This window comes from Cryobacterium sp. SO2, from assembly GCF_026151165.2.
In the GTDB taxonomy this organism is placed as follows: Bacteria; Actinomycetota; Actinomycetes; order Actinomycetales; family Microbacteriaceae; genus Cryobacterium.
In genome coordinates this window covers 3,541,175-3,561,805 of the sequence record NZ_CP117849.1, presented here as the reverse complement: position 1 = coordinate 3,561,805, position 20,631 = coordinate 3,541,175, and the positions used below count along the sequence as shown (strand labels likewise).

The 20,631-nt window shown below is 69.1% G+C and carries 16 protein-coding genes; 6 read left to right on the top strand and 10 right to left on the bottom strand.

From position 1 onward, the window contains the following. Positions 1-224: 224 nt before the first annotated feature. Positions 225-464, bottom strand: coding sequence for a DUF3073 domain-containing protein (locus tag BJQ94_RS16745; RefSeq protein ID WP_265399737.1), 240 nt, complete (start codon positions 462-464; stop codon positions 225-227). Between the two features lie 150 nt (positions 465-614). On the opposite strand from BJQ94_RS16745, the gene BJQ94_RS16740 reads away from it, so the two are divergent. Then, positions 615-1,700, top strand: a complete 1,086-nt coding sequence (locus tag BJQ94_RS16740; protein ID WP_265399738.1) for an NAD(P)-binding domain-containing protein — start codon at positions 615-617, stop codon at positions 1,698-1,700. A gap of 73 nt (positions 1,701-1,773) precedes the next feature. On the opposite strand, the gene BJQ94_RS16735 is transcribed toward BJQ94_RS16740, so the two are convergent. The 4 genes from BJQ94_RS16735 to BJQ94_RS16720 form a co-directional block, all read right to left on the bottom strand. Then, positions 1,774-3,750: an APC family permease gene (locus tag BJQ94_RS16735; RefSeq protein ID WP_275875518.1), complete on the bottom strand. Its 1,977-nt coding sequence runs from the start codon at positions 3,748-3,750 to the stop codon at positions 1,774-1,776. A 371-nt stretch (positions 3,751-4,121) separates the two neighbouring features. Beyond that, positions 4,122-4,727, bottom strand: a complete 606-nt coding sequence (locus BJQ94_RS16730) for a PadR family transcriptional regulator (protein WP_265399740.1) — start codon at positions 4,725-4,727, stop codon at positions 4,122-4,124. Further along, positions 4,724-5,599 carry a DUF4097 family beta strand repeat-containing protein gene (locus BJQ94_RS16725; protein WP_265399741.1) on the bottom strand — a complete coding sequence of 292 codons (876 nt, stop codon included), beginning with the start codon at positions 5,597-5,599 and terminating at the stop codon, positions 4,724-4,726. The genes BJQ94_RS16730 and BJQ94_RS16725 overlap by 4 nt, the downstream gene beginning before the upstream one ends. A 129-nt stretch (positions 5,600-5,728) precedes the next feature. Further along, a complete protein-coding gene (locus BJQ94_RS16720; RefSeq protein ID WP_265399742.1) occupies positions 5,729-6,568 on the bottom strand; it encodes a CPBP family intramembrane glutamic endopeptidase in 840 nt (279 codons plus the stop codon). 101 nt (positions 6,569-6,669) lie between these two features. Between BJQ94_RS16720 and BJQ94_RS16715 the strand changes: the two genes are divergently transcribed. Continuing rightward, on the top strand, positions 6,670-7,878 hold the full coding sequence (locus BJQ94_RS16715) for a M20/M25/M40 family metallo-hydrolase (protein ID WP_265399743.1): 1,209 nt from the start codon (positions 6,670-6,672) through the stop codon (positions 7,876-7,878). A 102-nt stretch (positions 7,879-7,980) separates the two neighbouring features. Then, positions 7,981-8,736 (top strand): MerR family transcriptional regulator, encoded by a 756-nt coding sequence (locus BJQ94_RS16710; protein WP_265399744.1) that lies wholly within the window; start codon positions 7,981-7,983, stop codon positions 8,734-8,736. A 52-nt stretch (positions 8,737-8,788) separates the two neighbouring features. On the opposite strand, the gene BJQ94_RS16705 is transcribed toward BJQ94_RS16710, so the two are convergent. Beyond that, entirely contained in the window at positions 8,789-9,397 is a 609-nt protein-coding gene (locus tag BJQ94_RS16705) for a hypothetical protein (protein WP_265399745.1), read from the bottom strand. A 63-nt stretch (positions 9,398-9,460) separates the two neighbouring features. On the opposite strand from BJQ94_RS16705, the gene BJQ94_RS16700 reads away from it, so the two are divergent. Together BJQ94_RS16700 and BJQ94_RS16695 are read left to right on the top strand one after the other, a co-directional pair. Then, a complete protein-coding gene (locus BJQ94_RS16700) occupies positions 9,461-10,912 on the top strand; it encodes a PLP-dependent aminotransferase family protein (protein WP_265399746.1) in 1,452 nt (483 codons plus the stop codon). Positions 10,913-10,985: 73 nt separating this feature from the next. Then, positions 10,986-14,222: an efflux RND transporter permease subunit gene (locus tag BJQ94_RS16695; RefSeq protein WP_265399747.1), complete on the top strand. Its 3,237-nt coding sequence runs from the start codon at positions 10,986-10,988 to the stop codon at positions 14,220-14,222. A gap of 1 nt (position 14,223) precedes the next feature. Here BJQ94_RS16695 and BJQ94_RS16690 read toward each other — a convergent pair whose 3' ends face one another. Continuing rightward, positions 14,224-15,327, bottom strand: a complete 1,104-nt coding sequence (locus tag BJQ94_RS16690) for a M23 family metallopeptidase (protein ID WP_275875517.1) — start codon at positions 15,325-15,327, stop codon at positions 14,224-14,226. A 16-nt stretch (positions 15,328-15,343) separates the two neighbouring features. On the opposite strand from BJQ94_RS16690, the gene BJQ94_RS16685 reads away from it, so the two are divergent. Next, a complete protein-coding gene (locus BJQ94_RS16685) occupies positions 15,344-15,940 on the top strand; it encodes a hypothetical protein (protein ID WP_265399749.1) in 597 nt (198 codons plus the stop codon). A 199-nt stretch (positions 15,941-16,139) separates the two neighbouring features. Here BJQ94_RS16685 and BJQ94_RS16680 read toward each other — a convergent pair whose 3' ends face one another. The 3 genes from BJQ94_RS16680 to BJQ94_RS16670 form a co-directional block, all read right to left on the bottom strand. After that, complete coding sequence (locus BJQ94_RS16680) at positions 16,140-17,720, bottom strand: HNH endonuclease signature motif containing protein (RefSeq protein ID WP_275875516.1); 1,581 nt, start codon at positions 17,718-17,720, stop codon at positions 16,140-16,142. A 117-nt stretch (positions 17,721-17,837) separates the two neighbouring features. Next, the gene (locus BJQ94_RS16675; protein ID WP_265398879.1) at positions 17,838-19,013 is read right to left on the bottom strand and encodes an alpha/beta hydrolase; all 1,176 of its coding nucleotides are present in this window, start codon (positions 19,011-19,013) and stop codon (positions 17,838-17,840) included. Between the two features lie 151 nt (positions 19,014-19,164). Further along, positions 19,165-20,271: an FUSC family protein gene (locus tag BJQ94_RS16670; protein WP_265398878.1), complete on the bottom strand. Its 1,107-nt coding sequence runs from the start codon at positions 20,269-20,271 to the stop codon at positions 19,165-19,167. Positions 20,272-20,631: the final 360 nt, after the last annotated feature.

Genomic DNA, 20,631 nt, shown 5'->3' with positions numbered 1-20,631 from the left:
GAATTCGGGCCACTCATCGTCGGAGCGCAGCACCGGATGCCGCCCACCCTTGTGACTGGCCCAGTTTCGCTAGTCAGCGGGCCGCTGCACTAGCAAAAGTGGGCCACTCTGGCTCGGCGGGGAGTGCGCATGCTCACGCTGAGAGTTGCCCGAGAAGCCGCGGACGGGCGCGCCACGAAGAGAGCCGCGCACGCGAACGTGCACGGCTCAGGAAAGAAGTCAGGCTACGCGCGCTTCTTCTCGTCTTCGGTGGCGTAGTGATCGATGTACTCGTCGGGCTCGTCAGACGTGGCCTTGTTCGCTTCGTACTCCGGCCACTTGGCCAGGTCCTCGTCGAGTTGCGGGTCGGTCGCCGGATGCCCGGTGAGCTCGCGTTCGAGCGCGTTGTAGTTGGTGTCCGGGCTGAAATACTTCAGCTCACGGGCGACCTTGGTGTGCTTTGCTTTTTGACGGCCGCGCCCCATGCGTGACCCCCTAACGATGCCAGGCCGGATGAGTCATGAGTCACCCGGGAGTTGCCGAACGGAATAGTGAAATCTAGCCGCTAGTTTAGCATGGTGGGCCTGTCGCCCCGATGACGCGGTTCGCAGCTGCAACCCGAGGGATGAGGAGTCATGGTGAACACCACGGCCGTTCCGGTGGTGATCATCGGTTCCGGGCAGGCCGGACTGTCGGTGGCCTACTATCTGCGCCGGTTCGGGCTCTCTGCCGGCCGCGACTTTGTGATCTTCGATCGGGGCGCAGAGGCCGGTGGGGCCTGGCAGTACCGCTGGGAGGCGCTGCGCCTCGGCGCCGCGCACCGGGTCAACGACCTTCCGGGTCTCGGTGAGCTCGGCCTGAGCTTCGAGACCGCCGACCGCTCCCGCTCCGCCCGGGATGTCGTCACCGAGTACTACCGCCGCTTCGAGGAGCACTTCGAACTCAACGTGGAGCGGCCGGTGACCGTGCAGTCGGTGTTCAACCGGCGGGCCGACCTGGTCGTGCGCACCAGCTCGCCCACCCTCGGTGAACGGGAGACCGTGGCACGATTGCTCGTCAACGCGACAGGCACCTGGGGCGCCCCGTTCCTGCCGCACTATCCCGGTGCCGCGCTCTTCACCGGCCGCCAGGTGCATACCAGCGGGTACCGGGATGCGGCGGAGTTCGCCGGTCAACGGGTCGTGGTGGTCGGCGGCGGAACCTCCGCCATCGGCTTTATGCTCGAGCTGGAGGGCGTCGCCGCGAGCCTGACCTGGGCGTCGCGCCGCCCGATCGAGTGGGTGCACACCGAACACCTCGACCTGGAGGGGGCGTCGGCGGCGGTGGCCATGCAGGACGAAGCGGCCCGCAATGGTCGTGCACTGCCGAGCATCGTCAGCGGCACGGGTGTTCCGGTCAGCCGCCGCATCCAGGCCGGCATCGACCGCGGCACCCTCGTGGCGCGCCCGATGTTCGTGGCCCTGGAGCCGACCGGCGTTCGCTGGTCGGACGGATCGTTCACCGAGGCCGACGCGATTATCTGGGCCACCGGGTTCCGCCCCGAATTGCGCCACCTGGCGCCGCTCAAGCTGCGCGACAAGGCCGGCGGCCTCGTCGTCGGAGCCGGGGCGTCCTGGACAGACCCACGCATCTTCCTGGCCGGCTACGGCCCGCAAGCCAGCACCATTGGAGCCCGCCGAGCCGGCCGGGTAATCGCCCGCCAGTTAATGGCGCTGCTCTAGCCCGCGAACCGTGAGAAGAGCCCCGAAAAGTGGGACTTTTCGGGGCTCAGGTCACGGCTCGGGGCACTGTTGCTTACTTGCGCTTGCGCCGGTTCGGGTTCACCGGGCGGGTGCGCGGCTTCGGCGGCGGGCTGGCCGGGCTCGACTTCGGGCCGGCATCCGCTGCGGGCAGCGTGATCGTGGTCGTGTCAACGGCCACAGGTTCGAGGGGCTTCCGCGGAATCGGGTGCGAACGCACGGGCTCGCCGCGACGTTCCTGGCCGGGGATCGGCCGGGACCGACGTCCGTAGATGAGCTCCGACGAGTCCAGCAGCCAGGGCACGAGCGCGATGGTCACGCCGTGCACGAGCATCAGCTTCTGGCGCAGGCGCCGGGCCTTGTGGTTGTGCAGCAACGACTCCCACCAGTGCCCGACGATGTAGATCGGCGTGTACACGGTGACGACCTCTGAGCCGTATTCCTCGCGGCGGTCCTTGATGTAGCAGATCAACGGCCAGCTGATGTCGCGGTACGGCGACGCCACGATGTTCAGCGGGACCTGGATGTTCTGCTTGGCCCAGTCGATGATGAGGTTCTCGGTCTCCTCCTCGTCGATCGACACGTGCACGGCCTCGAGGCTCACATGCCGGGCGGCGATGGCATAGTCGAGAGCCTTGAGTACGGGCTTCTGCATCTTGCCCACGAGCACGATGGCGTGGTCGCCCTGTGAGCCGAAGGTCGTGATCGGGTCGACCTCGACCTCCTTGGCCACATCGCGGTAGTACCGGTTCACGCCGAGCATCAGCATGAACAGGATCGGCATCATCAGGAAGACCAGCCAGGCGCCGTGGGTGAACTTCGTGATCGTCACGACGATCAGCACCACACCGGTGAGCAGGGCGCCGAAACCGTTGATCGAGAGGCTCCGGATGATCGATCCCCGGTTGGGCGGATTGGTCTTCAGCAGGGTGAGCCAGTGCTTCACCATGCCGGTCTGGCCGATGGTGAACGACACGAACACGCCGATGATGTACAGCTGGATCAGCACGGTGAGGTTGGCCTGGTAGACCACGATGATCAGGATCGCGGCCAGCGCGAGCAGCACCACACCGTTCGAGTAGATCAGGCGGTCGCCGCGGGTGCTCAGCGACTTGGGGGCGTAGGAGTCGCGGGCGAGCACGCTGCCGAGCAGCGGGAACCCGTTGAACGCGGTGTTGGCTGCCAGCAGCAGCACCATGGCCGTGGCGGCCTGCAGCACGAAGAACATCAGCGAGTTGTTGCCGAAGGTGGCTGCGGCGATCTGGGCGATCAGGCTGCGCTGGGGCTGGGTGGCGCACTCGGCCCAGCCGATCAGGTCGCAGGGATTCTCCGCGTAATGCACCTTGGAGAACAGCGCGAGGGCGGTCAGACCCACGAACAGGGTGATCGCGATGCCGCCCATGAGGGTCAGGGTGACCTGCGCGTTCTTGATCTTCGGGCGCTTGAAGGCGGGCACGCCGTTGGCGATGGCCTCCACGCCGGTCAGGGCGCTACAGCCGCTGGCGAACGATCGCAGCAGCAGCAGGATGAACGCCGTCTGGGCCAGGTTGTGGGCCTGCACGTCGAAGCCGGCCGATTCGGCCACCGGAGCGTCGCCCAGGGCCACGCGGCCGAGACCGACGATGATCATCAGCAGCACGCTGCCGATGAAGAGATAGGTGGGCAGCGCGAAGGCCTTGCTCGACTCGGCCACACCGCGCAGGTTGACCGCGGCGAGCAGGATCACGAAGATGACGGCCAGTTCCACCCGGAACGGCGCCAAACCGGGCAGGGCGGAGATGATATTGTCCACCCCGCTGGCCACGGAGACGACGACGGTCATCACGTAGTCCACGAGGAGCGCGGATGCTACGACGAGGCCGGCCTTCTCGCCGAGGTTCTTGGAGGCGACCTCGTAGTCGCCGCCGCCGTTCGGGTAGGCCTTGATGAGCTGGCGGTAGGAGGCCACGACGACCACCAGGAGTAGTACGACCATGGCCGCGATCCAGGGGGCGAAGCTCAGGAACGCGAGCCCGCCCAGGGTCAGGATCATCAGCAATTCCTGCGGGGCGTAGGCCACACTGGAGAGCGGGTCGCTGGCGAAAATCGGGAGCGCCAGGTGCTTTGGAAGCAGCTGCCCGTCCAGGTGTTCGCTGGGGAGCGGTTCGCCGATTATCCACCGTTTCGGTGATCGGGCTTCAGGTGCTGGGGGTTCCCCTCTGGTGTCACGAGGGACGACACTACTCCGTTGCACCTCACTGTCAAGTTGTCGGCGAATTGACAGGATCGCCCCGGCGTTTCCGCAGCGGGGGAGCGGTAAGCCGATCACCCTGTTCGCCCTGATGGGCGCGCACTTCGGCGGCATCCGCGGGGGAGTGGCCGGGGCCGGTGGCCTGCCCCGGCCACTCCCAGCTGCCGCGCAGGTTAGCGCTGCAGTGACGCGAGGATGCTGGCGCGCACGCCCTCGAGCTGACGACGCAATTCGGACACCGTGTTGTCGGGCATCGCCGACCGGTAGGCCTGCGTGCGCAGGTCGGCGCGCACCTGCTGCCGGAACTCGTTGAGGACCATATCGGCCTCCTTGAGCGCCCGGTTGGAGTCGCCGGCGGGGCGCGCATCCGGTGCGGACTGTGCCGGGTCCGGCGTCGGCTGACGCGCCGCCGAGGCCAGGTCGGCCCGCAGGCTCTTCATGGCCTCGGTGACACCCGTTCGCACCTCGTCGGCGAGCCGACGAACCGAATCGGTGACCTCGTCCTCGATGTTGCGTAGGTCGTCGGCGCGGGCGGCGAGTTCGGCGCGGCCGGCGTCGGTGATCTCGTAGACGGTCTTGCGGTCACCCGCCGTCTTGGTCACCAACCCCTCCTCCTCGAGTTTGGCGAGACGGGGGTAGATGGTGCCGGCGCTGGGGCTGTAGGTGCCGCCGAACCGGTCGCTCAGCGCCTGGATCAGCTCGTAGCCGTGCCGGGGCCGCTCGGCCAGCAGGCTCAGCAGGTACAGGCGCAGACTGCCGTGGGCGAAGATCGGGGTCATGACGACGCTCCGTCGCCCGCGGTGTCGCCCGCCGCACCCGCGCTGCTGCCCGTGTCGCCCACGTCGGCGGTGTGCCGGCGCACCACCGAGATGTTGCCGGACACCGAATTCGCCCGCAGGTCCAGCCAGGCCCCGTTGAGCGCGCCGGTGCTGCCGTCGTAGCCCTTGCCGAGGGTGCCGCGGATGGTCTGGTTGTCGAGCTGCAGGGTGCCGGAGACCGTGTTGATCTTGTAGCGGGTCGGCACGTCGGCGCCGAGGCGCACGGTGAGGCTCCCGCTCACGAGGTTGGTGCTGATCTCATCCGGGGTGCCCTCGATGTCGAGGAAGATCGCGCTCGTGACCCCGTCCACGGTGAAGCGGCGGATGGTCCCGCTCGCGGTGATGTCGCCGGACACCGTATGGGCGAGGATGTTCCCGGTGTGGTTGCGCACCGACATCTCGCCGTTCACGCCGTTGAGCTCGAGGTCGCCGGTGATGTCGTCGATGACGAGGTCGCCCGAGACCGTGCTGAGCTTGGCGTCGTGGCGGAGCCCGGTGACGAGCGCATCCGCCGTGACCACACCGAACTTCATCGCGACGTCGCGGGGCACGGTGATGCTGACCTCGGCCTTGGCGCTGCCGCGGAACGACGCGAACACGTCGATGAAGTTGTCCCAGCGCAGCTGGGGGTGGTCGATCTCGAGGGCATCGTCGACCACGGACACCTTGAGATCCTTGCCGGAGACGCTGTGCACCTCGATGCGCGCGCCCGGTTCATCACTTCCGATCACGTCGACTTTTCCGCCGATCAGGCTCACTTTGAGCGAGCGAACCAGCTCGACGTCGATGATCTTGGTCTGTCCGGGGGCGATCAGCCATTTTTCCTGCGTCATAGTCTTCTCCTTCGCGATATATCGCGTCCTGTGCATCTCAAGATATATCGCGTTTGGACGCCCCGCAAGGCCCTCACGGCAAACCCGAAGGTGCGCGGAGAGCCCCGCCGCGGCGTCAGCGCAACGGCGTCAGTAGAGGAAGATCGCGAGCCAGTCGCGGTTGTGGGCGTGCACGAGCACGAGGAACACCACCAGGTCGAAAAGCAGGTGCACGCAGACCACATAGGTGAGTGATTTGGTGAGCGAGAAGGTGTATCCCTGCAGCAGGGCGAAGGGGATCGTCAGCAGCGGGCCCCAGCTGCGGTAGCCCAGTTCCCAGAGGAACGACACGAACACCACCATCTGCAGGATGTTCGCGGTCCAGAACGAGAAATGCCTCCTGAACAGGGCGAAGACTGTGCAGATGAAGAAGAGCTCATCCCAGATGCCCACGAATCCCACACCCACGAACAGCCGGCCGAGCTCGTCGGGAGCGCTGATGCTCGGCCAGTTGAGATAGGCGCCGGAGCGGATGAAATAGCTCGGCAGAATCAGGTAACCCAGCAGCAGCACACCCACCAGGTACCAGCGCTCGAGTGTTGTCCAGAGCTGCCCGGTCCTGATCGGAAACCACACCTGGCGATCATTGAACACCCGCCGGGAGAGCAGGTACGGCACGGCCACGGCCGCGGTGAGCACCACCCCCATCAGCGCCATATTGGGGTAGCTGATGTTGGCCTCGACCGAGATGCTGCTGATGATGAGCAGCCCGACGGCGATGAGGGACAGGTCCCTGAGCAGCGCCCGGTCCACCAGCGCGGCCACCACGAGCGCCGCCGCGAGCGTCGCATAGCCGGGTAGCGGCATCCGCAGGGCGAAGAGCAACACTGCAGACGCCGCCACCAGAACCGCCGCCAGTAGGCGCAGCGGCGCAGAGGCGGAAGTTCGCTCCGGATCCGCCCGGGCCGCCCTGGTCGCGTCCTCTCCCATCGCCCAAGTCTGGCCGAAGATGACGAAAATTACCGGAGTTCTACGCACGGGAGTGCCAAGGGGCCCTGCCGGGCCTGGCGAACCGGCAGTAGGTTCGGGGAATGGCGAACCACACACACCGAGCTGCCGCCTCCGCCGCCGGGCACGCTTCCCTCGAGCCCGCCGGCGACGGCCACCTCGACCCGGTCGCACTGGCCGCCCGCCTCGTCACGATCGACTCGGTCAACCCCGACCTCGCACCCGGCGGCGCCGGCGAGACCGAGATGGCCGACTGGTGCGCAGCGTGGCTCGTCGGGCGCGGCTTCGAGGTGCACCGGCTCGAGGAACGTGCCGGCCGGCCCTCCATCGTCGGCGTGAAACGCGGCACCGGCGGTGGCCGCTCCCTCATGCTCAACGCGCACCTCGACACCGTCGGCGTCGACGGCTACGAGGGCGACCCGTTCTCGGGAGAACTGCATTCCGGCCGGGTGCACGGGCGCGGCGCCTTCGACACCAAGGGCGGTCTCGCCGCCCTGCTCGTGGCCGCGCACCGCGCAACCCTCACCCCGCTGGCCGGTGACCTGCTGGTGACGCTCGTCGCCGACGAGGAGTTCGGCAGCCTGGGCACCGAGGAGGTGCTGCGGCGATTCACCGCGGACGCGGCGATCGTCGTCGAGCCCAGTGAGCTCAGCCTCACCGTCTGCCACCGGGGGTTCGCCTGGTTCGAGCTCACTCTGCACGGCCGGGCCGCGCACGGCTCGATGCCACACCAGGGTGTCGACGCCATCCGGCACGCCGGCCTGGTCCTGCGCGCCCTCGACGACCTCCGCACGGGCCTCGAGCAGAAGCCAGCGCATCCGTTGCTCGGCCACGGGTCGGTGCGGGTGTCCCTCATCTCCGGCGGCACGGATGCGGCCACGGTCGCGCCGAGCTGCAGCCTCACCATCGAGCGGCGCACGCTGCCCGGCGAGACCCCCGACGCCGTCGAGGCCGACCTGCGCCGCCTGCTCGACGACCTGGTCCGAGACAATGCCGGCTTTGACTACGACCTCACCCGGCTCGTCGCCCGTGGCGCGTTCGAGGCCGACCCGGACTGGCCCGTCGTGCTGCTCCTGGCCGAACAGGCCGAGCGCGTGCTCGGCCGCCCCGTCGTGCGGCGCGGCGAGCCCTTCTGGACCGACGCCGGCCTGGTGCTCGATGCGGGCATCCCCTGCCTGCTCTTCGGTGTAGACGGCGGAGGCGCCCACGCCCCGGTCGAATGGGCGACGGAGGCGTCGATCCACCAGGTCGCCGACATTCTCGAGGACACCATCGTCGCTGTCTGCGGCTGACCGCCCCGCGCCCTTGACCTTGACGTAACGTCAAGAAATATGGTGGATCTGGTCGGGCACCCCGCCCGGCACGCACCCCCCAGTCGCCTCGAAGGGGAGACCATGGACCGCTCCATCCAGGACGTCGCCCGGCTGGCCGGAACGACCAGCCGCACCCTGCGCCACTACGACGCCGAGGGACTGCTCGCACCCAGCCGGGTCGCACCGAACGGCTACCGCTACTACGACGACCGGGCGCTCGTACGGCTGCAACGAATTCTGTTGCTGCGCGAGCTCGGCCTCGGCCTCCCCGTGATTCGCGAGGTGCTCGACCGCGAGGTCGACGAGACCACGGCCCTGCGGGCCCACCTGGGCTGGCTCGAACAGGAACAGCTGCGATTGCAGCGCCAGATTGGGTCGGTGCGCACCACCATCAGCACGTTAGAAGGAGAGGGAGAGCTCATGGCAGACACAATGTTCGACGGCTTCGACCACACGCACTATAAAGAGGAAGTCGCCCGGCGCTGGGGCGCCGGCGCCTACGCGACCGGCGACAGCTGGTGGCGCGGCAAGACCGCCGCCGAGCGAACCGAGTGGCAGGCGGCATCGGCTGCGCTGCAGGCCGAGTGGGCGGATGCCGCCGTCCGGCACCTCGATCCGGCCGGCGACGACGCGCAAAAGCTGGCCAGCCGGCAGGTGGAGTGGCTCGACGCGATCCCCGGCATCCCGCGCGCCGGCGGGCGCCCGGCCGCCGACTATGTGCGCGGCCTCGGCGAATTGTACGTGGCCGACGACAGGTTCTCGGCCCACTACGGCGGCCCGGCCGGCGCCACCTTTGTGCGCGACGTCCTGGCGGTCTACGCCGCCCGCCACCTCTAAACGCGCCCTCGATCGCGCCGCCCCATCCCACGAAAGCGGCCTCGTGGTTGCCTCACACGGGTGAGGCGACCACCCGGCCGCTCTCGCGAACCCGCGGATTGAACAGCGGCAGCGTCCACTGGCAGAGCGGCCCCACCAGCAGCGCGAAAAGCACGGTGCCCACGCCCACGTTGCCGCCGAGCACCCAACCGATGGCCAACACCGAGCCCTCGATGCCGGTGCGCACCGCCCAGATCGGCCAACCGGTGCGAGCGTGCAGGCCGGTCATCAGGCCGTCGCGCGGTCCAGGTCCCAGGTTCGCCCCGATATAGATGCCGGAGGCCACCGCCAACAGCAGCAGCCCGGAGGCGAACAGCAGCACCCGCACCCAGAGGTCCAGATCGGCGGGAATGAGCCAGAGGCCCACGTCCGCCGACGGCCCCACCAACAGGGCGTTCGCGACGGTGCCGATGCCCAGCCTTTGGCGCAAGGGGATCCAAAGCAGCAGCACGAAGCCGCTGATGATCGTGGTGACCAGTCCGAAGCCCAGATGGGCGTGGCTGTCGATGCCCTGCGTCAGCACGTCCCAAGGGGCCACGCCGATGGCCCCGCGCAGGATCAAGGCGATGCCGATTCCGTACAGGAAGAGGCCAATGAGGAGTTGGAGGAGACGACGGGTCATAAGAGCCAATCCAATTGCATCCAAAGGCTGTTCTCAAGTAGCCAATCTGTCTAGAGTGGCTTCATGTCGCCGAACCAGCTGACCGCCCGCGCCCTCGAGACGCTCCTGGGGGAGTGGCGCACCCGCGGCACCGCCTACGGGGCGCTGGCCGACCGCATCCGCCTACTCACCCTCGACGGCCGCATCCCCACCGACAGCCGGCTGCCCGCCGAACGTGACCTCGGCGCCCGGCTCGGGCTCAGCCGCACCACGGTCACGGCCGCGTACCGCGAGCTGCGCGAAGCGGGCTTCCTGCACAGCGTGCAGGGCTCCGGCAGTATGACCCGTCTGCCGGGCGCGCCGGCCGGCACGGATGCGCCTGGCGCGACCGCCGTGCTCGACCTCGGCCAGGCCGTGTTGCCGGCCTGGCCCGGGCTGGCCGAGGTGGCTGTGCTCGCCGCGGCCGACCTGCCCAGGCACCTCACCGGTTCGGGGTTCGACCCGCTGGGCATCCCCGAGCTGCGCCGGGCGATCGCCGACCGCTACCGGGCCAGGGGCCTGCCCACCGAGCCCGAGCAGATCATGGTGACCGTCGGCGCCCAGCACGCGATCGCCCTGCTGGCCCGGGTGCTGATCAATCGCGGCGACAGGGTGCTCATCGAGACGCCCACCTACCCGCACGCCTACGAGGCATTGCGGGCGGCGGGCGGCCGGCTGATGCCCGTGTCGGTGACCGCCGCGCTGCCCGGCGCCGACGCCGGCTGGGACGAGTCCGCGCTGCTGCAGACCCTGGAGCGCAGCAATCCGGTGCTCGGCTACCTGATGCCGGACTTCCAGAACCCCACCGGGCAGACCATGCCGCTGGCGCAGCGCGAACGGGTACTGGCCGCAGCGGCCCGGCAGGGCACGGTTCTGATCAACGACGAGACCATCGGCGAGCTCGACATCGACCGGGTCGGGGAGTTCCCGCCGTTCGCGGCGTCGGCCGACCCGGCTAGACCCGACCTCGCCGTCACGGTCGGATCCGTCGGCAAGACGGTCTGGGGCGGCCTGCGGGTGGGCTGGATCCGCGCCGACCCCGGCCTCATCCGCAAGCTCGCGGCCGCCCGGCTGGCCAACGACCTGGGCACCCCGGTGCTCGAGCAGCTCATAGTCACCCGCCTGCTGCAGGAACTGCCCGGCATCCTCGAGTCCCGCCGGACGCTGCTCCGCGCCGGCCGTGACCGCCTCGTCGCCGGCCTCGCCGAGCGATTCCCCGAGTGGCAGGTGCCGCACGTGGACGGCGGCATCACCCTCTGGGTCAACCTCGGCCGCCCGGTCAGCTCCCAGCTCGCCCTGGCCGCCCGCGCCCAGGGTCTGTTGCTGCCAGCCGGCCCGCGGTTCGGCATCGACGGGGCCTTCGAGAGATTCCTGCGCATCCCCTTCTGTTACGGACCGGACGAGATGCCCCGCGCCCTCGATGCCCTCGCCCTGGCCTGGGAGTCGCTGCTGCGGCATCCGTTGCCCGACACCGGCTATCTCGCCGACGTCGTGTAACCGTAACGAGACCGTCACTATTTGCGCTGCCCAGTTCTGAAACCTGCAGACCGTGCACTGAGATACTGATCGGGTGTATTTCCTCTCTGTCCTGAGCATGAAGAACCGGGCGCTCATCGCGCTCATCACCATCGTCGCGGCGATTTTCGGCAGCCTGGCGCTGACCAGCCTCAAGCAGGAGCTGATCCCGTCGCTGCAGCTGCCCACGCTGCTGATCTCCACGAGCTACCCCGGCGCGTCACCCGAGGTCGTCAACGACGATGTCTCCACCCCCATCGAGACCGCCATCCAGGGCATCGAGGGTCTGGAAACCACCTCGACCACGAGCAGCACCAACTCCTCACTGGTCAATGCCACGTTCACCTACGGCACCGACCTGGTCAAAGCCGAGTCCAAGATCAGCCAGGCGATCAACCGCATCAAGACCACCCTGCCGGCCGACCTCGACCCCCAGGTGATCAGCGGCAGCATCGACGACTTCCCCGTGCTGTCCCTGGCCGTGTCCGGTGGTGACGCCGACACCGTCGCCGATCAGCTCACCCGCAGCGTGCTCGGCGACATCCGAGACGTCGACGGCGTGCGCGACGCGGCCCTGGTCGGCGACATCGGCCAGCGCGTCACCATTACGCCGGATGCCGCGAAACTCGCCGCGCGCGGGCTCAGCGCGGCCTCCATCCGCGATGCCCTGCAGCAGAACGGGTCGCTCATCCCGGCCGGCTCGATCACCGAGAACGACCAGACCCTCTCGGTGCAGGCCGGCACCAAGCTCGGCTCCGCCGAAGACATCGCCGCCCTGCCCCTGATCGGCAACAGCACGGCCGCCGCTCTGCCGCGCGCGGCAGCCACGCCGGTCACGATCGGCGACGTCGCCTCGGTGGCCGTCGTCGACAACCCCGTCACGAGCATCTCCCGGGTGGACGGCGAGCCCGCCCTCACTATCTCGGTCACCAAGGTGCCCGCCGCCAACACCGTCGATGTCTCCACAGCGGTGCGCGCCATCCTGCCGCAGCTCGAGGACGCCGTGCCGGGCACCACCATGACCGTGGTCTTCGACCAGGCCCCGTTCATCCAGGAGTCCATCGACGCGCTCACCCAGGAAGGCATCCTCGGACTGGTCTTCGCGGTCCTGGTGATCCTGGTCTTCCTGCTGTCGGTGCGGGCCACCCTGGTGACCGCCATCTCCATTCCCACCTCGGTGCTCATCACCTTCATCGGTCTGCAGTCGGTGGGCTACTCGCTCAACATCCTCACCCTCGGCGCCCTCACGATCGCCATCGGCCGGGTCGTCGACGACTCCATCGTGGTGATCGAGAACATCAAGCGCCACCTGGTCTGGGGCGCCGACCGCGCCGAGACCATCGTGCGCGCCGTGCGCGAGGTGGCCGGAGCGATCACGGCCTCCACCATCACCACCGTCACGGTGTTCCTGCCGATCTCGTTCGTCGGCGGCTCCACCGGCGAGCTCTTCCGCCCGTTCGCGCTCACCGTCACCATCGCGCTGCTCGCGTCCCTGCTCGTGGCCCTCACCATCGTTCCCGTGCTGGCCTACTGGTTCCTGCGCGCGCCCAAGCCCGCCGCCGAGGTGACCGCCGCCGACATGGCTCCTGCCGAGGTGCCCGCGGTCGAGGAAACGGCTGGCGCCGCCGAGGCACTGCCCGCGGGATCCGCCGCCGCAGCGCCCACCGGGACCGCGCCGCTGACCCGCAACCGGCATGCCGCGCCGGATGCCGATGGGTTCGACGAGCGCGACGCGCGCGAGCAGCCCAGCCGGCTGCAAAAGGGCTACCTGCCCATCATCCGCTGGACCCTCAAGCACTACGTGGCCACGCTCACGCTCGCGGCTCTGGTGCTTGTCGGCACGCTCGCGCTGCTGCCGTTCATGAAGGTCAACTTCCTCGGCTCCACCGGCCAGTCCACCTTCCAGGTCACCCAGGAGCTTCCGGTAGGCACCAGCCTGGACGCCCAGGATGCGGCGTCCACCGCCGTTGAGGATTCAATTCGCGCGACCGACGGCGTCAGCATCGTGCAGGTGTCCATCGGCGGCGGCAGCGCTTTCGCCGCTTTCGCCGGTGGTGGCTCGTCGTCGAGCACCGTCACCTACTCGGTCACCACCGCCGACTCCGCCGACGCGGACGCGGTGCAGGCCGAGGTCCGTGACCAGCTCGACGGAATCACCGACGCGGGCGCGATCACGGTCTCGGCGGGCGGCGGCTTCGGCGGTTCCTCCGACATCGAGATCGAGATCACGGCCGCCTCCGGAGCCGACCTCCAGACGGCGTCAGACGACATCCTCGCCGCCGTCGGCGACCTCGACTCCGTCACCCAGGTGAGCAGCAACCTGGCCGCATCGCGCCCCTATATCGCCGTGACCATCGATCGCACCGCGGCCGCCGCGGCCGGGCTCAGCGAGCTCGCCCTGGGCACCCTGGTGTCGCAGGCGATGCAGCCGAGCAGCATCGGCTCCATCACGATCGACGAAGCCAGCCTGTCGGTGTACCTGCAGTCAGCCTCGTCCCCGGCCAGCACGGCCGAGCTCGCGGCCCTGCCGATTCCCACCCTCTCCGGCACGGTCGCGCTGGACACCCTGGCCACGGTGGAGCAGGTCGACGGACCGTCGACACTCACCACCACCAAGGGCCTCCGCACGGCGACGGTCGCGGCCACGCCGAACAGCGACGACCTCGGCACCGCGACGGCCCAGGTGACGGCGGCGCTGGCCGACACCGAGCTGCCCACGGGCGCCACGGCGTCTCTCGGCGGGGTCTCGGCCGACCAGACCGAGGCCTTCCAGCAGCTCGGCATCGCGATGCTCGTCGCCATCCTGATCGTCTACATCGTCATGGTCGCCACGTTCAGGTCGCTGTTGCAGCCGCTGCTGCTTCTCGTCTCGGTGCCGTTCGCGGCCACCGGTGCCATCGCGCTGCAGGTGATCACCGGCATCCCGCTCGGTGTGGCATCGCTCATCGGGGTGTTGATGCTCATCGGCATCGTCGTGACCAACGCCATCGTGCTCGTCGACCTGGTCAACCAGTACCGGCGCCGGGGACAGTCCGTCTTCGACGCCCTGATGCACGGCGCGTCTCGCCGGTTGCGCCCGATCCTGATGACCGCGCTGGCCACGATCTTCGCGTTGCTGCCCATGGCTGTCGGTCTCACCGGGCACGGTGGGTTCATCTCCCAGCCGCTGGCCCTGGTGGTCATCGGCGGCCTCGTCTCGTCGACGGTGCTCACCCTGGTGGTGCTTCCCGTGTTGTATCTGGTGGTGGAGGGCGGCCGGGACCGCCGCCGCTTGCGCCGCGCCGCTCGCTGATTCAGCCGGCGCCGAGGTCGATCCCGTGTGCGGCGAAGAACGGTTGCGGGTCGATCGCGGTGCCGTCCACCCGCACCTCGATGTGCAGGTGGCAGCCGGTTGACGCTCCGGTGCTGCCCACCCCGGCGATCACTTGGCCGGCCGTCACCGTGTCACCGGCCTGTACCAGCGTGGCACCGTCGCGGATGTGGGCGTAGCCGGTGTTGACACCGTCGCCGTGGTCGATCAGGATCCAGTTGCCGTAGGTGCCCAGCTGTCCGGTCTGGATCACGGTTCCGGCGCTGGCGGCGTAGATCGGCGTGCCGCAGGCCGCGCCGAGGTCGGTGCCCGAATGGAACGGTTCGACGCCGGGCAGAGGAAGGTCGGGGCGGGGACCGAAGCCGTCGTTGATGATGCCGACCGCCGGCGTGGCCCAACCCTGATTGCTCAGCCGTGCGCCTAGCACCCCGGCCAGTTGGCTGGTCGCCTCCGCTGAGCGGTCAGCGGATGCCTCCGCCGACTCCGCCAGTGCGATCCGGGCGTTCTCGGCCGCGGCGGCGAGGGCTGCGGTGGCCTGGCTCAGTGTGAGCTCGGCGGCTGCGAGCGCCTCCTGTTTGGCGGCCACGGGAAAGGCGGCCGCGGCTTCCTGGGCGGCGGCGAAGTCGGCTTGCAGGGCATTCGAGCGTGCGGTGTCCAGCTCGACCCGGTCACGGATCTCACTGATGTTGCCGGTGAGGGAGGCCAGCCGATCCACGCTGCCTAGCCGGGCCAGCAGGTCGCCCTCGCCCTGAGCCCCGAGGAGCGCGTCGAAGGCGGTCGTGTCCGAGCTCTGTTGCACCATCGCCCGCACCAGGGCGGCCAGGGTCTTGGTCGACGCGTCTGCCGTGACCACGGCGGCGTCGGCGAGGGCACGTACCTCGTCGACCCGGGTGAGGGCGGCGTCATGGTCGGCCAGGGTCGCCGACAGGTCGAGTCTGGCGGCGTCGTAGGCAGCTTGGGCGTCGGCGTGAGTGGTCTCCGCCGCCGCGAGGGCGGATGCCGCCCTCGACGCGGCCAGCGACGGGGCCTCGTCCTCCGGCGTCACGGGCACTACCGGGCCAACCGGTGCGGGCCGCTGATCCGGCACGGTCGGCACGCTCGGCGTGACCGCCTCCCCGCCCGCAACGGTGCCGGGAACCTCGGTCGGTGACGGTGTGGGAGAACCTTCGGCGGGTGATGGCGTCGGTGTCGCAGTGGGCGTCGGCGTGCCGGTGGGCGTCGGTGTCCCCGTGGACGGCGACGGCGACGGCGATGGCGACGGCGATGGCGACGTCGGCTTCGGGGTCGGGGTCGGGGTCGGCGGACTATTCGGCGTCGGTTTCGGCGTCGGTGTCGGTGTCGGTGTTGATGTGGGCGAGGAGGGGGCTGTCGGCAGTGACGTGGCTGAGGGTGAGGGAGTGGAGGCCGGCGGTGTCGGCGTGGACGGGAGTTGGCTCGTGGGCGTGGGGGAGGCCCCCGGTGCCGAGGACGTCGGTGTCGGTGTCCCAGGAGCCGCGGTCGGAGGCGTTGCAGTGGGAGTGGGAGTGGGAGTGGGAGTGGGAGTGGGAGTGGGAGTGGGAGTGGGCGTTGGTGTGGGCGCGGCTGCGGGCCCGGCAACTAGAGAGGTCGCACTTGTCGGAGCCAGGCCGGGAGTGCCTGCGGGTGCACCCGCCGTGAGCACGACCGAGCCGGCGACGAGCAGGCTCCCGATCCCGAGCTGACGAAGTCGGCGTGCGTACCCACCATGGTGTCCGGTGCGACCGTTCGACGTCAGATTCATGCCGTTTCGCACCCCGGGTTCGGTATGAGTGATAGCCGGTATCCGGCAGGTGGAGGCAGTATCGCACCAGCCGCCGGAGCCCGCTACGACCTGCTGTCCCGCCCTGGCGACCCGCCCTGCATGTGTCGCGCCCCTGCCCGTTATCTGGGTGCGGTGGGGCTGTTGCTGCGTAGTTCGATGAGTACCTGGCCGGGGTCGACGGATGCCGGTGGCCGCGACCAGTATCGGCCGTGATGTTCGAAGATCTGCCAGCCCTGGGCGTGCAGGAGGCGGTGGTGTGGTGGACAGAGCAGGATGCCCAGGCGGATGTCGGTATGACCGTGGTCGCGGGCCCAGTGTTCGAGGTGATGGGCTTCGGTTTGGGAGGGCGGCCGGTCGCAGGTGCCCCACCTGCAGCCGCCGTCGCGCGCGGCCAGGGCCAGCCGTTGCGCCTGGCTGAAGATTCGCTCCTCCCGGCCCAGGTTCAGCGGCTGGCCGTCGGTGTCGAAGACGACCTCGACCGTGCCTGAGGTGCAGATCAATCGGTCGATGCTCTCCTTTGACACCGGCGCCGGGTTGCCTTCGATGTAGCCGTGGCCGGTGCCGTCGGGGATCGCCACGAGGATGTCGTCTGGTTCCGGCGCACTCGCTGCTACGGGTGCGGGCGCGGGGCGCCTGACGGGGCGCTGGTCGGGTTCAGTGGTCAGCACCCGCACGGCGGGGGTGCGGCCGCCGAGCATCCGGTTGGGGTTGACCTCGGCGCCGGCCTTGAGGAGGTCGATGAAGGTGTCGGCGGCGATCTGTTCGGTGCTGCGCGGGTCGTCCTGCACGGCCTTGGCCCACGCGGCCCGGTCCGGGTCGACGAATCTCACGCCGCCGCGGCGGGGGCCGGTGAGGCTGTCGTACACCGACACGATGAACTCGCCCTGCTCCGGTGGGAACAAGCCGTGGATGTGCACCTGCCCGGCCGGGGTCTTCCAGACCCGCAGGTAGCGGTCGTCCCAGGCCTTCTGCTCCCGGATGGCGATGCCGGCCTCGTCGAGTGAGTCCCGCATCCGCCGGGAGCGCTTGAGCAGCGCGTCCACGTTCATCCGCCGGGACTCCTCCAGGAGTGTGCGCACTGCGTCGGCGAGGGTCTGGCCGGTGACGACGGAATCGATGTCGCCCAGGCCGGTTCGGATCGCGTGCGCGGCCGCGACCGAGAGGGCCCCGGTGCTCACGGCGTCGGAGATCGGTGCGTGCCACGGCAGGGCCACCGGCTCCTCGAGCGGCGTGAATTCATCGAACAGACCCGGTGCGATGGCCGATTCGTCCTCCGCCTGGGCCGCGCGCGCGGCCTGCGCTTCCTGCGCGGCCTCGGCATCGCCGAGCATCCGGCCCACGTCCACGAGCTTGCGGGCATCCTGCCGGGTCGACCCGGTCATCTCCTGAATCAACTCATCCGGCGAGAGGAAACCCTGCCGGGCTGCCAAGCCCTCCTGGCCCAGCTCCCGCCTCGACCGGTGCGCGAGGGTCTTCGCCAGCCACACCGACCGGGTCTCCACCAGGCCCCGCAACCGCGCCAGATCCCGTTGCCCGGCCAGTAGTTCCGCATCGCTCAGCGCGTCGTAGTCTGCACTGCACGAGCCCAATTTGTCGACCGCGGAAACCGCCGCCATCAGGGAATCCGCAGCCGCGACCACACCGGGCCCGGTGCTGGAAAGCACCGGGCCGGAGGTGAAGGGATCTGCGATGGTGGACATGCATTGAGAATAACTCAACACCGAACGTTTGTCTGGGCAGAAACAAGGTTGTGGAGAAGATTTCTGACCTGTTTTGCCGGCTCGGTGACGGTGCGGGTGGTGAGCCCACTCGTGCGGTCAGCTTCCCAGATGCTCGTGCAGGAAGGCCGCGACCTCGCCGCGCATGGCGGCATCCAGGATTCCGATTGAGTGCAGGTTGCCGGGCACGGTCACGAGCTGGTTGTTGATCCCCAGTCGGTTGAGATCCTCCGCGAAGCCTGTCGACTGGCTGAGGGGGATGAACTCCTCGGTCGAGGTGCCGATGAAGACCGGCGGGTCGGTGCGGTCAAGCGAGTCGACGGCCGACGCGTCGTCGACGGCCGGACAGTCCAGCAGCGAGGAGCAATCGAGATAGTCGAGCGCGATCTGCTCCAGGCCCGACGACCCGCCTGAGACGACGATGCCCTCATAGCTGAGGTCGACCGGCCCGGAGAGTTCGGCGACGGCCGCGACCCTGCTGCCTTCCGTGAGCGATCCGCGACCGCGGGTGCCGAGGAGCGTCACGAGGTTGCCGCCGGCCGAGCCGCCGAACGCGCCGATGCGGTCAGGGTCGATGCCGTAGGTCCCGGCGTTGGCGCGCATCCACTCCACGGCGCGGCCGACGTCGTCGATCGCGGCGGGGAAGCTGACCTGCGGCACCAGGCGATAGTTCACCGAGTAGGCCACGAATCCCTCGGACGCCAGCCACTCGCAGACATTGCGCCAGTCGCTGTTGGCCTTGTCCCCGCGCGCCCAGCTTCCGCCGTGCACAGAGATCACAGCGGGACGCAACGTGGGCTCGACGGGTGTCTCGGTGAGAGCGCCGGCATCGGCAGCCGTGCCCGTGCCCGCCTCCAGGTTTGCGCTGGCGTCCGCGCCGGAGCCGTCCGCGCTCGCATCCGCCGACGGCGTCGCCGCGGGATCGTCGTCCACAGCCCCGTCCGCAGTGGCCGCATCGTCGGCGGCCGGTGTGACGGTGCCCGCGGGGGAGCACACGTCCAGGGTCAGCTGGGTGCCGTCCGGCTCGGTGGCATAGACCACGTCCTCGTCGATGACAGCATCACCGGGCGCCACGAAGGTGCGGATGCCGACCACGGCCGTTGTATCGACCTCGCTCGCGGTGCCGCCGGCCTGCGCGGGGGCCACGGGGCGCAGATTCCAGTGGAATCCGGACAGCAGTGTGGTTGCCACGACGGCAAGGCCGACGGCATAGGCGACGAAGAATAGGCGAAAGCGTCGGGAGCCTAGTCCGATGGTGCGGCGACCGGTGCTCACTGATGCTCCTGAATGCGCTGGGTGCGGGTACTCCCGAGAATAGATCGCCGGGGCCGGGCCCGCTAATCGGCGGGCTCCCGAGTGAGCCCGGGCGCGTCGTGGAAAATCCCTGACCAGCGCCTGAGGCCGCCGGCCAGGTCGCGCGAAGGACTCAGGCAGGCGCGGGGGCGTCGCGCACGATCCCCGGGCGCAGCGCTGCGAGCATCCGGGTCAGGTCCAGGGTGGCCGCGCTGGCCGCAACGATGGCTTCCGCGCCCAGCTCCCGGTGGTCGTGGATCGCCTGGGTCACGGCGGCGACGGCATCCTCGGCCGTCTGCAGTGTGGCGAGGCTCGTCGAGCCCGTGTCCCATTCGGTCACCACGGCGGCCGTCGCCCGCGCGGCGGCGCACAGCGGCGGGCGCAGCAGGTCAGGCAGCTCAACGGGCACCGGCGTGCCCCAGGCTGCCCCGGCGAGCACGTCGGTGAGGTCGCGCACATAGAAGGTCACGTTTTCCAGCGCCGCCAGGTCGTCGTAGTCGGTCCTCAGGTCGTGTGGCCGGATGCGTGCCCGCGGGTTGATCCGACGGCTCTCGTCGGCGTCGGCCAACGTGCGGCGCACCGCCGCCGTAGTGCCCGCCAGGGTCTGACCCTGCGTGGACCACTCACCTTCCGCGGGTGGCCAGCTCGCGTCGAGCGCATCCGCCAGCGAGCCCAGATGCAGCCCGAGCGCACCGCGCAGCCCGGACAACTCCTTCACCGCGGCGGTCACTCGCAACGGCGGCGCGACCAGCAGATTGACGGCGAGGCCCACCACGATGCCGAGGGTCATCTGCGAGACGTACCCGATCGAGTAGCCGTCCGCATTCGGACCGCCGACGATCAGCACGAAGAGTCCGGCGATCGGCACGTATTCCCGGCCGGCGCCGAGCTGGCGGATGCCGCCGAACAGTATGCCGATTCCCACCACGAGGGAGACCGTGAGCAGGCTCGGTTCGCTGAAGATGATCACCGCGGCCGCCAGGCATATACCGATGACGAGCCCGGCCAGGGTCTGCACGGCGTTCGTGATCGACCCCATCAGGGTCGGGAAGCTCGCGACGATCACCCCGAGCGGCGCGTAATAGGGGTACGCGTCTGCGACACCCGGCATCAGCGGGGCGAGCTTCCAGGCGATCGCCACCGCGACGGCGGTCTTCACGGCCTGCAGCAGACGCGGCTGCCAGACGAACGTCTTCAGCTGGCCGCCGGTTTTGCGCAGGGAGAGGTCGGCTGAAGGCATTGACCGATTGTGCACGATCAAAGCCGCTCCGCCCAATCCACGCGCCCCGCCTCATCAATGTCCCGCCGATACGGTCGGCTGCCCGCGGAAGAGAATCGCGACACGATCCCACCTCGGCACTCGGCGATGGATGCGCCCACCAGCGCCTATATAGAGGACACCGGAACAGTGATGCAGTGACGAGCACGGCCGTTCTGCTCAACGCAGAGGCCCAGGAGGGGGTCCGGCACCACCTGGCGCTGTCGATTGGGGGACAAAGTCATCCGTGACTTTTGGGGCTCGATCAGGTAACGTAGACAAGTCGGCTCTTGACACCGCGTGTTTTATTGTGTGCGCGGATGGGTTTGTAAGTCAGGATGG

What these genes read in the sequence shown, in the direction of transcription:
- BJQ94_RS16730 (WP_265399740.1), bottom strand. Translation starts at nt 4,727, where the DNA reads ATGACCCCGATCTTCGCCCACGGCAGTCTGCGCCTGTACCTGCTGAGC.
- BJQ94_RS16720 (WP_265399742.1), bottom strand. Translation starts at nt 6,568, where the DNA reads ATGGGAGAGGACGCGACCAGGGCGGCCCGGGCGGATCCGGAGCGAACT.
- BJQ94_RS16700 (WP_265399746.1), top strand. Translation starts at nt 9,461, where the DNA reads ATGTCGCCGAACCAGCTGACCGCCCGCGCCCTCGAGACGCTCCTGGGG.
- BJQ94_RS16740 (WP_265399738.1), top strand. Translation starts at nt 615, where the DNA reads ATGGTGAACACCACGGCCGTTCCGGTGGTGATCATCGGTTCCGGGCAG.
- BJQ94_RS16710 (WP_265399744.1), top strand. Translation starts at nt 7,981, where the DNA reads ATGGACCGCTCCATCCAGGACGTCGCCCGGCTGGCCGGAACGACCAGC.
- BJQ94_RS16715 (WP_265399743.1), top strand. Translation starts at nt 6,670, where the DNA reads ATGGCGAACCACACACACCGAGCTGCCGCCTCCGCCGCCGGGCACGCT.
- BJQ94_RS16670 (WP_265398878.1), bottom strand. Translation starts at nt 20,271, where the DNA reads ATGCCTTCAGCCGACCTCTCCCTGCGCAAAACCGGCGGCCAGCTGAAG.
- BJQ94_RS16725 (WP_265399741.1), bottom strand. Translation starts at nt 5,599, where the DNA reads ATGACGCAGGAAAAATGGCTGATCGCCCCCGGACAGACCAAGATCATC.
- BJQ94_RS16680 (WP_275875516.1), bottom strand. Translation starts at nt 17,720, where the DNA reads ATGTCCACCATCGCAGATCCCTTCACCTCCGGCCCGGTGCTTTCCAGC.
- BJQ94_RS16735 (WP_275875518.1), bottom strand. Translation starts at nt 3,750, where the DNA reads ATGATCCTGACCCTGGGCGGGCTCGCGTTCCTGAGCTTCGCCCCCTGG.
- BJQ94_RS16745 (WP_265399737.1), bottom strand. Translation starts at nt 464, where the DNA reads ATGGGGCGCGGCCGTCAAAAAGCAAAGCACACCAAGGTCGCCCGTGAG.
- BJQ94_RS16705 (WP_265399745.1), bottom strand. Translation starts at nt 9,397, where the DNA reads ATGACCCGTCGTCTCCTCCAACTCCTCATTGGCCTCTTCCTGTACGGA.